Raw genomic sequence first — 12,278 nt, 5'->3', positions numbered from 1 at the left:
AATAACTTCATAAAACGTTTGTTGATATGAAGGTTCTCTCGACCGGCCTTCTGAACTCCTAGCCAGAGGAGTCGATCAGTCGATCGATTTCCTGAATCATTTCACGCCGAACAAAAGCTCTCTGCTGCGGATCTTCCAGCATCGCTTGCCGTCGAATATCGGAACCGTCAGGTGACTCCCGTATCCATTGGTGGAAGGTCGTCGAAGTACCCTGCTGGGTACCGTCAAGTTCGCTGAGCCATTCTGCTTCGAGGTCTGCCTCGTTATAGGGACCGGATATTTGCTCTTCATAGGTCATCGTAGGCACGATGACGCGGCTGTTCTGGAAAATCCACCGCTGCAACAATAGGTTGATACCATGCGAACTTAGCGTTGCGATACGTGAAGATCCGTCACCGAAGGTTTCTGATTCCACGAGCTCGAGATGCCGAAAGGAAACCACATATTTCGTGTCGTCACCCTCTATGAGTTCTGGAAGTGGCATCTCAGCGAAGGCATGCTTGTTCCAATCCGACCGGTGGTTTTTCCCTATGGTGATCTGTGCCATCAGCAGTCGCTCCTCCAGCACACTGCCGTCAATTCTCAGCGAGCAGGGATGTTGAAGCATGATCATCATGTCCGACGAGTTTTTCACTTGGAACACGTCGCCGGTAAACCAAGGGCGATATTCGTCCACCTCGTCGACTCCACGAGCAAGATATATCGACGACAGCGGTTTTGGCGTCTCGAGCTGATAGGCCATTCAGTCTCAGTCTCTCGGTCGGATGGCTTTACTTCCATCCGAGGCAGTAAAGACTTCGAACGCATTATCCACGAGTTTCTCACGCCACTCTGGTTCAAACTCATCAAGCACTTTCTCTGGCGTCGCTTGTTCACTGGCAAGCTCAATGACGAGAACTTCCCGGTTCTCAGCTAACAAATCCAAAGCCGTCAAATGAACACCCGTGCGTATCGGCATTTCTAACCACGATGCCACGTCATTAATAAGGAGTTCGTGCTCAACATACTCAACGAGGGCGACGAACTGAGCTAATTTGAGTCGATTCGTGCTGGACTGGCTCGCACCTTTACGCCATTTTTGGAGGGCAGGAACAGAGACGCCCACAATTCGAGCTACGTCCCGCCATGCGAACCCCCAGCTGCGCAATTCCGACAGTAAATCGTGGGTTGACTGGCGAGCCCACCGGTGGCTCCGGTGGTCTAATTCAATTCGAACCGCGTTTCTATGGGTCTCTTGAGAATCGTCTGTTAAGTCTTTAACCTGGCGTCGTAGAACACTCGATTCGCGAGTGTAACTAGACCGCGTCTCGTACCTTGGGGCCAGTGACGGTTGGGTATCGATTCCACCGGTTGGAACCGGTTCTTTTTGAGAAGACAGTACGTCGATCATCGCAAAACCTCATCTCGAAGTCTTTCAGTAATCAAGGATTCAAAGAGTGCCCCGATCGGTTGATGAAGTTCATCAAGCGTCTCGGTTACAGCATCAATATCAAATTCTGGCACGCTACGCTGGGGTGGCAACCAAGCACCATCGAGGTCAAGCAAGAAGTAATCCCCACGCATTTCGTCTGCTCTGACGAGGTTATCCGTCGACACCACTGCTTGCCCGCGGGCGGCCCCGTAGCGGACTGTATACGAGATACTCGGACTGACTTGAACAATCGCTGTGCCCTGTGATTGTTCTATGGGGGCATCGAGTACGCCTTCAATACTTTTCGGCCCTATCAGATCGTCAGCAACCCAATCAGCCCAATCTATGGAATCGTAGGCATCAGATAGGCGAATCTCATCAATATAGCGCAGGCCGATTCGCTCGATGCCTTCCAAAGGTTTCACCGCATCATGAGCCTGCATAGCTGTGACCACGTGCTGTCGGAAGTCTTCCCAACCTGTGTAGACCATGGACTCGACGATCAACGCGTCGGGCCGGACGGTGACGCTGTGATGCAAATCCCGAGACGCGAAACGCGGAAATCGAAATACACGCCTGCTCCCGGTAGGAATGTCTATATCGACATGTTCATCCCAACGCAAGATAGGGAGGGTCAGAGAAAAAGCCGACTTCAAGTCGCCGAGTTCAGCGCTCGTCAAATCACTCAGCATCGGGTGTCGAATTTCTGCAACCACCAAAGAGATCGGCGCATTTGGGTAAATTTCTCTTTGAGTCATACTTGCACAATACCAAAACAACAACCCAAACTGTAACCCTTTACGGCCTCGTAGGAGTTAGATATCTTTTAGACGAAATAACGTGTAGAGAACACTGAAACGGGTTGCCCACCGGTTGTTTTGTAGTCGCGTAAGTAGCACGTTCCCACTCTATTGGAAACGCTCCACACGGAGCTCCTGGCCAGGGTCAGCGTGGCCGACGCCTCGACAATGGCGCGGTCGCTTACAGTCAAGTTGCTGGGATTGATAATCGTCAGGGCCCGCGAGCTTCAGGTTCACAGCATAGGCAAGGATGGCGAATGTTCTGGACCTTTCTTCAACAGAAAGGCGCCTGTGGCGAGGCTATGCAGCGTCGGTCATTTCCACGTCTTCCAATGCAGTGGCATTGCCCATGTTCTGCGCCGCAACGTCACTGAGTGAGTCGTCGCTCTCCAGGACAATAGCCCCGACGTCAGCAAGGTCGCCGTCGCCCGCACCACGCACCGCTTGCCGCAGCTCTCCGATCGTCACCCGCTGGCGGCGCATCGCTTCCTCAAGCGGAACACCGTCAGACGACAACGTCTGCGCAGCTAGAGTCGTGTCAGTTCGGACGGCTCATCGGACACTGTTGCGAAGATTATTGTGGGAGGGCGCTCGTCTACTTTTTGAGACAAAATTCTGTGATCATTCTCTGGTTATGTCGCTAAGAGTTCTAGCCCAAGACGCTCCTGCCCAAGCCCGCATACTTATCACGCATTCTACGACGCTGGGAGCAAACCGACCTGCTGGCCAACCTACTGCAGTGGGAACCGGACCAGAAGTGAAGCGCATGAGGCGATTCTCCCTTGTGCGCTACTTTGCTACAGTATAGGTAGTACATAAGGAGATATCCATGACCGCCAATACACCCGATCGCATCGAAATCCGTGACGGCGCCGACCACGTCGAAGTGGTGGGGCTTAGTGCCCAGGACGTACAGCGCGCCATCGAATTATACCGCGCTGTGGATGATTCAAAGCTGCAGGCTCGCGCCGCATTAGAGGACTACCTCAACCAAGCGCTCCTCTCCCAGGACACAGAACTTCTCTCCACCCCAACCCAACGCCAAGTGCAACGCACAGCGGCTCTGCGTCAGCGGTTAATGAATGACAGTGGCTACGAGACGTACGAATCCCTGGCACATCTTCGGGAATCGCAAGTCAGCTCTGTACGCACGTGGGCGGCCCGAGCCCGCGAGCGCGGCGACCTGTTTACCGTCAAGCTCAAGGGGTCAACGCTCATCCCCAAAGTGCAGTTAAGTACCCATGGTGACCTGAACGCTAAAGTCACTACCCTGGTTCGACCGTTGATTGCCTCGGGGTTAGACGAGTGGTCCATCTGGGCCTGGCTTGCCACCTCGACTGGTCTTCTCAGTGGAGAGGTGCCAGCAGAGGTTGTGGAACACGAACCTGAACGTGCGCAACGAGCTGCTGATCGATACGCCGCAGAGATGTCAAGAATTCGGGATTCAGCTGCATAATGTCTGAGTTTCCACCGCTGGATTTAGCATGCCCGAAACCAAGTCACTGCACCGTTGCCGTGGAAGAACTTACAAGGCTAGCCCAGGCCGGAGCACTCCCCGCAGTGACCTTCCCAGCCGACCACCCCTGGGTGCGGGTCTACAGTGTTCACGATAGTTTCAGCACACCCAACCCAGGATACGGAGACACACGGTTTGCGCCGTTTACTTCTCTGGATTCAGGCCAACGCATTCCCACGCTCTATCTCGCCGAGTCCCTGGCAGCCGCACTGTTAGAGACAACATTTCACTACATCCATGAACAAGACGACCGGGTAGTCCCTGAGATGCAGCTTCATGGCCGTCTACATGCCCATGTCACCCCGCCCGCAGATCTACATGTCGTGGACCTTCGCGATGAGCGACTTCAGCAACTTGGCTTGATTCGGGACAACATCGCCAGCAGCCATCCGGAGCATTACCCATGCACGCGGCGGGTAGCTCAAGCAATCCATACCATGCGTGGTGACGGCGGCCAACAACCAGCTGGTATTGTATGGCACTCTCGACAAGCTGAGCTAGCTGGGCACAATGGAGTGAACTCTATGGTGCTATTCGCCGACCGGGTTCCGCATGATCGGGGTAGCTGGAAGCTGCTAGTGCACCAGCACGCTTCAGGCGCGCTACTCGAGGGATCTGCCCGTCTAACACTCGACACACTGGCTGAGTCCCTGGGCGTGACATTCATCCAGCCGCTTCCATCCCATATGCGTGAACGCTAGCATCACGCCCTAGGGTTGTCGCGAGAAATTCGTCGCTACGCTCAGGACTTCTCCAAGTTGATGACGGCGTCGCTCACTCTGCAATCGTCGACGACGATGCTGACCTACACCGCTGGAAACGCAGCCGAAGACGAGTGTGTGGTTCTACAAAATCCGCAGCCTCTCGCACAGCTCTATGTGGGGTAAGGCCCAGGAAGTGTGTACAGGGTTTTAGTCTTCACGTTATACCCGTTGGTGAGTAGGGGTTAGCACTTGCTGATAAAGCATGTGTGGTGAAAAAACTTGACAATGCCCCGCGGTGTGGGATATGTGAAACGAAGCTTGTCAAAAACGGTAAAACCAGTGCCGGTAGGACTCGGTGGCGATGTAAACACTGCGGCGCTTCGACCACCCAGAGCCGGGCAGATATTGTCGCCAAAGCCCAATACACCATGTGGTTCCAGTGGCTGCTGTCGAAGAAAACTCAACGTGATCTGCCCGTGTCTAGATCAACATTCAAACGCACCACTGCGTGGTGTTGGAAGGTCATACCGCAAGCGGAATCCACCGGTGAAATCCATCGGTGGATCATGCTTGATGGCACCTATTACCAAGGCATGTGCGTGCTGATCGCCATCACCAAAGACCACGTCATTGATTGGCAGTTTTGCGACCGAGAGAAAATCGTGGCCTGGGAAGCCCTGCTGCGCAAAATCCCAGCCCCCGACATCGCTGTCGTCGATGGCCAACGCGGCCTGATAGCTGCCATTGAAAACATCTGGCCCGACACCAAAATCCAACGCTGTTATTTCCATATCCAGCTCACCGGCACCAAGTACCTGACCCGCCGACCCGTCCTGGAAGCCAACAAGACCCTGAGAGCCCTCTACACCTCATTGACCGACGTGGACAGCCTGAAAGCCGCGACCCGATGGTTGACCGAATTTCACGCCTGGTATCAGCTAAACCAAGATTTCCTGAAACATCGAAGCTACCTGGCAAATACTCGGCCAGACCAACGTCCCAAACGATTACAGGCCGGGCAGAAATCCTGGTACACCCATCAACGCACCCGATCCGCGTATTTCGCGTTGAAACGCCTGGTCACCCATGACCAGCTGTTCATCTGGCTCACGGAACGCAATAACCTTCAAGAGTCTTTGCCCCGAGCCACCAGCCGGTTAGAAGGTGGCCACAATCAGCCGATTAAAGAGCTGTTGAGAAACCACCGTGGCATGTCTGAATCACATGCCACGGTGGCCATTACTTGGTTGCTCTACATGCGCACGGAAAACGCTGAGCAACCATGGAAACTTGTCACACCACATCACTGGCAGTACACCCCAAAACGCAGGTTCGTTTCCACCACCAACGATACCGGCGCACCAGCGATCTATGACACCAACTTCAGCTGGGAAGACGGCAACGGCATCCAACAAGGCTGGGCCGGACGAGCACAGCGACCCTAGAAACCAAAAGTCCAGCATGCCCCTGTACCAAACCGGGACATGCTGGACCTCAAAACGACCTCTACAACAAACCTATACACACATTCTGGGCCCTACGCCCTCTATGTACTATCCAGGTTCGTCATGCATCCAATAGTCTGGAGTCTGCGGCACAAAGGCAACTACATAAAGAACAGGCCCGCGTCTCATCTAGAGAAGCAGACCTGTCGTGTTGATATAAATCTACAGGTCTTAAACGTGAACGTCAACGCGCGCCGACAGTGACGAACGGATTGGCCAAAAATGACCGTGGATAACCATTGGATTCCTAAACATAATTCCTCCGAGATTCTTATCGTGTCCAGGGTTGTGAAATAGGAACAAGGACACCGGCAGCAGATCGCGGTCGGCCTTGAAGAGCGGAAGAAATGGTAGTAAACATTCGAACGAACCACGGAGTTAACAGCACAGACGAGTTTAACGACGAAGAGGGTAAGGAATACGGCTATCGAAACCGCGCCAGCACAATGTCACACCGGGCAGCAATGACCGACATGCCCAGCGATCCTTCAACGGCCGCCAAGCAATCCAGGACTTGATACTCCATGACGCTCACTTCGTCGGTTCGACTCAGTTCGTCACGCAGACGCTCCGACGCATGGATGGTGACGAGCCGTTGCCAAAAATCAACGCTGGCAGGGCCGGATGACGACGGCGCACGCTTGCTGTTACGAGCAACTCGTGAAGTACTGGCCAAGAGCAGCCCCCAGGCACTACGCACCCCCTCATGCAACGCAGGTCACCTGGACCGTGCTGCTAACATTCGTACATGGACACTGAACATTGGGTGCCTATCACCCGAGGATCAGACGGTGAAACCGTCGGCTACCTTGAACCTTTGGACCCTGAGTTCACTCAGGTTCAGCCCCGCCCTGTACTAGGACACTCGGTTGGCGCTCTCTGTGATTTCGTGACCGGTGAGGAGAGGTTGCTCGATCACGGCATCCGCGAATTAGCCGAACAATGGAGACTCGTCGAGCCAGAATTACCGTACGCTCTAACGGTTCTGGAAGTATCGCCCAATGGGATTGTCGTGGCGGATGCTTTGAAGACCAAAGCTCTGATCCCTACCGAAACCTTCCGTGTGGCATGGCCCGATGTCACTCAGAGACTCGTACTCTGGAATCGGTAAGCGCTCGCAGCACTGAACGTATGGGACTGGACTTGCTACAAACTACGCAGGCACGAGTGGGTCACAACTAGGACAACGGCGCTGCCCTATGAGACCACGGGGTTGCCCCCTGGACAGGTATTTTTATGTGCAATACCGTACCTTTTTCGGTACACTTTTGCACACAAGGGGGACTCATGGCCTATCAAAACCAACTTCGTCGCGTCGCCGGCTATCAGCATGGCATCATCACGACAGCTGATGCTGATGAAATAGACATCCCTGCTGTGGCAGTACGGAGGCTAGCCCAACGTGGAACACTTCGGAAAATCGGGCATGGGGCCTATCGTTTCATTGACTTCCCAAGGACTACCGGGTCCACAGAAGCTGAGGCAATCGCCATGGTTGGCGACGACGCATATATAGAAGGCGAATCAGTTCTGGCCCTACTAAATTTGGGGCACGCCAATCCAACGAAGGTCGAAGTCGCGACTCGACGTCAGGTCCGCCGCACCCTCCCCCCTTGGTTGAAAATTACGCGGCGTACCAAACTGGACGATGCCAAGACAACGACATATCACGGCGTCCCCTCGGTCACGCTCGCGGTAGCGTTACAACAAACAAAAAACCGCATTCCGAAGCACCGCTGGAAAGAAGCAATTGCGCAAGCAATCCGGCAAGAACTTCTCACACCCGGTGAGCGACGAGAGCTTTTGCCAGACCAAACGATTGAGGCCGAATGAAACCTCTCAAGACAGTAGTCGACCTCGAGCAGGCCATTGAGAATCTAGCAAACTCGCTGAACCTCCCGGTTTCTCGGGTCCGCACGACGTTCATTGGAGTCGTTACCGCCCAGATGCTGCCAGATTCAGTAGAGCTCAAAGGCGGCTTAGCCATCAAAATGAAGTTCGGCGACCTTGGTACGCGTGCGACTTCAGATCTCGATGCTGTTTACACACGCGACTACGCTCAAACAATCGAAGAGATAGAACATCGCTGCAAGCAAGGGTGCGGACGGGGCCCTCATGCAACCCTTACGAGTTACACTCAGTTTTCTCGACAAGCAGTGGAGTGCAATTGATCTCGAACTTGCGCCTCCGGAAAACATCCAGAACACAGGGAACCAATCTGCGATAGATGCTGAGCTCAAGCGAGAATTTGAAAGCTTTGGATTCGGGACAATAACACCGGTCAGATTCTTATCAGTTGAATGGCAGATAGCCCAAAAAATCCACGCCCTCACCCACCCGGACTCCGACCGTGCGCATGATCTGGTAGATCTCCAAAAACTTTGGACTGACGAAGTAGATGCGCAGACCTTGCTAGAAGCATGCCAGTCAACATTCCGCTATCGACAAGCCCACGACTGGCCACCGCTACCACTTCGTTCTATGGAGCCAGATAGTGCGCGGTATCAGCAGGCAGTTGATGAAGTCTTCGTGAACGACCATCATTCCGATGTACTACCCCAGCTCGAAGACGCCGAAGCTTGGCTCAAAACCCGACTAGATCAACTCCTGAATGATGAAGACAGGATACTCTAGCCTCCGCTCGCGCGCAGGAGTGCGGGTCAGTTGGTCTTCAAACGGTCTGGGACCCAAGGTCCGGTCGCGCCCGGCCAGTTATAGGAATACGCGGATGTTTTGGACCTTGTTTCAACCACGATGCGCCTGTCGTGAGGCTATGCAGGGTTGTTCATCTCCACGTCCTCCAACGCAGTGGCATCCCCCATGTTCTGCGCGGCAACGACACTGAGTGAGCCGTCGCTCTCCAGGACAACGGCCCCGACGTCGGCAAGGTCGCCGTTGCCCGCACCGCGTGCCGCTTGCCGCAGCTCTCCGATCGTCACGCGTTGACGGCGCATCGCCTCCTCAAACGGAGCACCGTCACGCAACAACAGCGTCGGGCTGGCCGAAACAGCCGCCCGCGCACGCGGAGCCCGGGTGGTTACCCACGTGATCACAAACTGAAGAACAGTGAGCGTCGCGAATGCTACCGCGCCCTCTAACCACGAGACGTTAGCGTCGAGGATGACCGTGGCCAGCGTCGAGCCGAGAGCAACAGTGACAACGAGATCGAAGGCGTTGAGCTTCGCCAACGAACGTTTACCGCTGACCCGTAACACGATAACGAGCGTCACGTAGGCAGCGGCGCCAACCGCTACGACACGGAAGATTTCTGACCAAGATTCGAACCACATGGCCACAAACCTAACATGAGGGTATCCACTATGAGCCAGCCGTTCCCGAGCAACCATGCCCGTTGAAATGCAGAGCTAGCTCTAGGAGGAATAGAGATTTAGGGCGTCGTACATCAGTCGTTGCGAGTTCCCAGGGAAATAGTTGGCATGAGTCTGTTTTACGGTCTCGATAGAGTCTGAACCAACGAGGACGATTTCTATCCCACGGTCGGATGCGTACTTGCGCTCCACACGCGACTACGCTTCAGTTGCGAGTTCTAAATTCTCGCCACCACGAGATCGTCTACGTATCACGTTACCCTTGTCGGTTCCGGTGAAGTTGTAGGTGACAGTATCGCCGGCTTCGACTTCCCCAGTGTGTTCAGCAGACTTCTCCATGTTGATGACGGCGTTGGCGTCTAGCGCGGTTGGTGACGATCGACTGATTGGTGATCGGATCCTGCGGTGTCGCGTTGCCCGGATCCGCCGGTTCGGCACCGATGGTGGACGTCGATCAGCGGTGTCTGTTCTACTCGGCCCCGATGATTTCGAGAGTACTACAGCCTGTGTTGCCCTCCCTCTGCAGACTTCAACCAAGAACGCCCTGGCCGAACAAACGCGGGGTAACCCCCGCTATTGAACACACCCCAAGCACAGCTCCCTAAGGCCCAGTCATTGATTCGCGACGTCCTTCTGATTTTTCTCCTGAAGCCAGCCGTTGTCGGACCTGGACCCGAAAAGCCCTAATGTTCGCTTCTAACCAACGCCAAGTTCTACTCGAAACAAATATGGCATCAAACGCGAGCATCGCAATTGAGAACCACGGCAGACCCATCAACACCGCGATTCCACCGTGCATGAGAATCATGCCAATAAGAGCAATGCGTCGAGTAAACGGGTGTATGAGTCCTACTGCAAAGAAAAGCTGAATGTACACCGAAAAATAGGTAGCCAACGTCAAAAATGTAGCGTTGGCATACATAAGTTCGTTGAGTCCAGGGAAAACTGCGTATTCGTGCAATGCAAGTGGGTAATACAAGGCGGTGCCCTCCTGCCATAAATCGCCCTGCACCTTGAAGAGCGCGGAAGCTGTATAGAGGATGAAGAGCTGACAGGCCAGGGCGATTAAGGCTGCGTTATGAAGCAGACTGGTTAACCATGAGGGCAGGACTGGCAGACCGAACCAAAGACGCTTTCCCACCGTCTGAACTTCACGTTCGAGCCCACGTGCACGACGCCGGGAGTCGAGAGACCAATGTGCATTAGTCGTCATAAATACCATCAATATCAGACCAATACGAATGATATTGTCACCCTGGTCCCCTAAGAGATTTGTACGTTCTACCAACGCAGGTAGCCCTACTGCTAGCAACGCTGTTGTGAGTCGGGTTCGCCATCCCACAGTGACAGCGACGGCAACAGCCATTAACAGTAGGTATTGAAAGGTAAAAAGCCCTGGGTTCGAATCACTGAATATCCGCACAAGTGGATCGAAGCGCGACTCTTCTCGAAATGGTGCTGCCCAAGACGACGCCACACCCCAGAGGACGTGCCGAAAAGGAAAATTGCTGACTAAGAGGCCAAGGACAGCGAAACCGGCAAGTATTCTTGTGGCTGCTAGCCCGTAAAGAGCATGTTTTTGCAGAAGTAGCAAGGCTTGTCCGCTAACTACCCAGTCGTCTAAGAATTGAGGGACCGGCTTTTTGGTTTTAGTCATGTGATTGCTCCACATCGTCTAACCGGTTTAAATATGCGCCAAAGTATTCGAGTTCCTGTTCGGACAGGTCTGCGGGTGCGCGCCAGCCGTACGTGCGATAGGAGCGACTCCGATCGTCAAGGTCATCGTCATGACGGTTTTCCCACGTCGGAAGTTGGCGGGAGGATGTCTGGTATTGGACTCTCTCTATGCTCACGGGATCATGAAGCTCGGCTACCGCGGTGGCAATATATGTTGCTGCGACGTCAGCTTGCAAATACCTGTCAACATGATGTGTTCCAGTCCCACCCTCGACATCGAGCAGACGCGAACGTAACTGTTCGATTGGTGTGAGGAAGTAATTGGCGGCAAGCCAGTCCAATTGTTCGTCGTTCATATTAGATCGAGCGGAGTGCATACGGTCTGCTAGTCGCCGCGTGAGTTTAGCAGTACGGGGGCCCGCCAGGTTGCCGGCCACGATGTCGTCTTCCAAGGCCACCAGATCCACCCATGGAGTGGTGTTATTCGTGCCTTCTGAGTCTGTATACACTGCGCGTACTTCGAAGGTGACCGCAGTTCGACGTGGGTTCGGAGCGAAAATTGACCAATCTTGTTCGAACCAAGGCATTACGTACGTTTGGAGGTTGTCATTTCCAAATTGCTCGCGGGCTGGTGTCATAGGGGCCACCCACATCGCAATCAGTAACGTGTGGACGACAACCAACGCGATGACCGGCAGTGCGAGAAATTTAGCTACGGGGTGGAGAGCACGCAGCCGACGACGCTGCTCCTGAGTAGGAACAACGCCGCCGGCATGATGCGGTCGTTTTGGACTGGTTTCCAAATTTAGACCTGATCACCTCGGCGTCGATTACCGGCGATCAGAGCCCACAGTCCGAGCAGCATGGCAAGACCCGCGCCAGCTGCCAGCAGTGTAGTGCCGCTTGCACCTGTCGAAGCCAGACCATCCTCATCGGAACCATCCGTTGCAGCTCCGGTCTGATCAGGATCTGTTGGAACAACAGTCAACGCTGCCTCAGCAGAAGCATCTGGATCATTGTCATCTGTGACGACCACAGTCAACGTTCCCGGACCAACGTCTTCCCGCACAGTCCAAGAGATATTGAGCTGACCGTTCTCGTCGACCGGTACAGATTCGATGGAGCCGATGACGTTTCCATCGTCGTCAGTAACTACAACCGACACCGTGGTATCAGGATCGAAGCCCTCGCCAACAATATCGACCTCGTCACCAGGATTCACAGAATCCGGCTCAACTGAAACTGATGGAGTACCATCTTCGGAGCCGTCTTCAGTACCATCTTCGGTGCCATCTTCAGCACCAGCTTCGGTGCCGTCCTCAGCACCGGATTCGCT

General features: G+C 54.2%; 15 protein-coding genes. 6 read left to right on the top strand and 9 right to left on the bottom strand.

The features are described 5' to 3' along the window. Window positions 1-58: 58 nt before the first annotated feature. From L0H14_RS04270 to L0H14_RS04255, 4 genes are all read right to left on the bottom strand, one after another. Window positions 59-742 (bottom strand): hypothetical protein, encoded by a 684-nt coding sequence (locus tag L0H14_RS04270; RefSeq protein ID WP_301417782.1) that lies wholly within the window; start codon window positions 740-742, stop codon window positions 59-61. Between the two features lie 6 nt (window positions 743-748). After that, window positions 749-1,105: a hypothetical protein gene (locus L0H14_RS04265; protein ID WP_301421419.1), complete on the bottom strand. Its 357-nt coding sequence runs from the start codon at window positions 1,103-1,105 to the stop codon at window positions 749-751. Between the two features lie 281 nt (window positions 1,106-1,386). Beyond that, window positions 1,387-2,169, bottom strand: a complete 783-nt coding sequence (locus L0H14_RS04260) for a TIGR04255 family protein (protein ID WP_301417778.1) — start codon at window positions 2,167-2,169, stop codon at window positions 1,387-1,389. 342 nt (window positions 2,170-2,511) lie between these two features. Beyond that, complete coding sequence (locus L0H14_RS04255; protein ID WP_301417776.1) at window positions 2,512-2,727, bottom strand: hypothetical protein; 216 nt, start codon at window positions 2,725-2,727, stop codon at window positions 2,512-2,514. Between the two features lie 313 nt (window positions 2,728-3,040). On the opposite strand from L0H14_RS04255, the gene L0H14_RS04250 reads away from it, so the two are divergent. From L0H14_RS04250 to L0H14_RS04240, 3 genes are all read left to right on the top strand, one after another. After that, complete coding sequence (locus L0H14_RS04250) at window positions 3,041-3,667, top strand: hypothetical protein (RefSeq protein WP_301417774.1); 627 nt, start codon at window positions 3,041-3,043, stop codon at window positions 3,665-3,667. After that, entirely contained in the window at window positions 3,667-4,428 is a 762-nt protein-coding gene (locus L0H14_RS04245; RefSeq protein ID WP_301417772.1) for an RES domain-containing protein, read from the top strand. Before L0H14_RS04250 ends, L0H14_RS04245 begins: the two co-directional genes overlap by 1 nt. Before the next feature lie 269 nt (window positions 4,429-4,697). Continuing rightward, the gene (locus L0H14_RS04240; protein WP_336621719.1) at window positions 4,698-5,876 is read left to right on the top strand and encodes an IS1249 family transposase; all 1,179 of its coding nucleotides are present in this window, start codon (window positions 4,698-4,700) and stop codon (window positions 5,874-5,876) included. A gap of 484 nt (window positions 5,877-6,360) precedes the next feature. Here the strand turns inward: L0H14_RS04240 and L0H14_RS04235 are convergent, their stop codons facing one another. Further along, window positions 6,361-6,636: a hypothetical protein gene (locus L0H14_RS04235; RefSeq protein WP_301417768.1), complete on the bottom strand. Its 276-nt coding sequence runs from the start codon at window positions 6,634-6,636 to the stop codon at window positions 6,361-6,363. Between the two features lie 48 nt (window positions 6,637-6,684). Between L0H14_RS04235 and L0H14_RS04230 the strand changes: the two genes are divergently transcribed. The 3 genes from L0H14_RS04230 (at window position 6,685) to L0H14_RS04220 (ending at window position 8,570) form a co-directional block, all read left to right on the top strand. Then, complete coding sequence (locus L0H14_RS04230; protein ID WP_301417766.1) at window positions 6,685-7,047, top strand: hypothetical protein; 363 nt, start codon at window positions 6,685-6,687, stop codon at window positions 7,045-7,047. Window positions 7,048-7,223: 176 nt separating this feature from the next. Continuing rightward, window positions 7,224-7,769, top strand: coding sequence for a type IV toxin-antitoxin system AbiEi family antitoxin domain-containing protein (locus tag L0H14_RS04225; protein WP_301417764.1), 546 nt, complete (start codon window positions 7,224-7,226; stop codon window positions 7,767-7,769). A gap of 282 nt (window positions 7,770-8,051) precedes the next feature. Then, window positions 8,052-8,570, top strand: coding sequence for a nucleotidyl transferase AbiEii/AbiGii toxin family protein (locus L0H14_RS04220; protein WP_301417762.1), 519 nt, complete (start codon window positions 8,052-8,054; stop codon window positions 8,568-8,570). Window positions 8,571-8,707: 137 nt separating this feature from the next. On the opposite strand, the gene L0H14_RS04215 is transcribed toward L0H14_RS04220, so the two are convergent. The 4 genes from L0H14_RS04215 to L0H14_RS04200 form a co-directional block, all read right to left on the bottom strand. Further along, entirely contained in the window at window positions 8,708-9,226 is a 519-nt protein-coding gene (locus L0H14_RS04215; protein WP_301417760.1) for a DUF421 domain-containing protein, read from the bottom strand. 640 nt (window positions 9,227-9,866) lie between these two features. Continuing rightward, window positions 9,867-10,922, bottom strand: coding sequence for an HTTM domain-containing protein (locus L0H14_RS04210; protein WP_301417756.1), 1,056 nt, complete (start codon window positions 10,920-10,922; stop codon window positions 9,867-9,869). Next, window positions 10,915-11,745, bottom strand: coding sequence for a DUF5819 family protein (locus tag L0H14_RS04205; RefSeq protein ID WP_301417754.1), 831 nt, complete (start codon window positions 11,743-11,745; stop codon window positions 10,915-10,917). The genes L0H14_RS04210 and L0H14_RS04205 overlap by 8 nt, the downstream gene beginning before the upstream one ends. A gap of 2 nt (window positions 11,746-11,747) precedes the next feature. Next, the coding region (locus tag L0H14_RS04200; protein ID WP_301417752.1) for a hypothetical protein at window positions 11,748-12,278 on the bottom strand (531 nt) is incomplete at its 5' end.

It is taken from the genome of Yaniella sp. (assembly GCF_030453185.1).
Lineage (GTDB): Bacteria > Actinomycetota > Actinomycetes > Actinomycetales > Micrococcaceae > Yaniella.
Note: the sequence above shows the minus strand (reverse complement) of the source record. Positions and strands in the feature narration are given on the sequence as shown.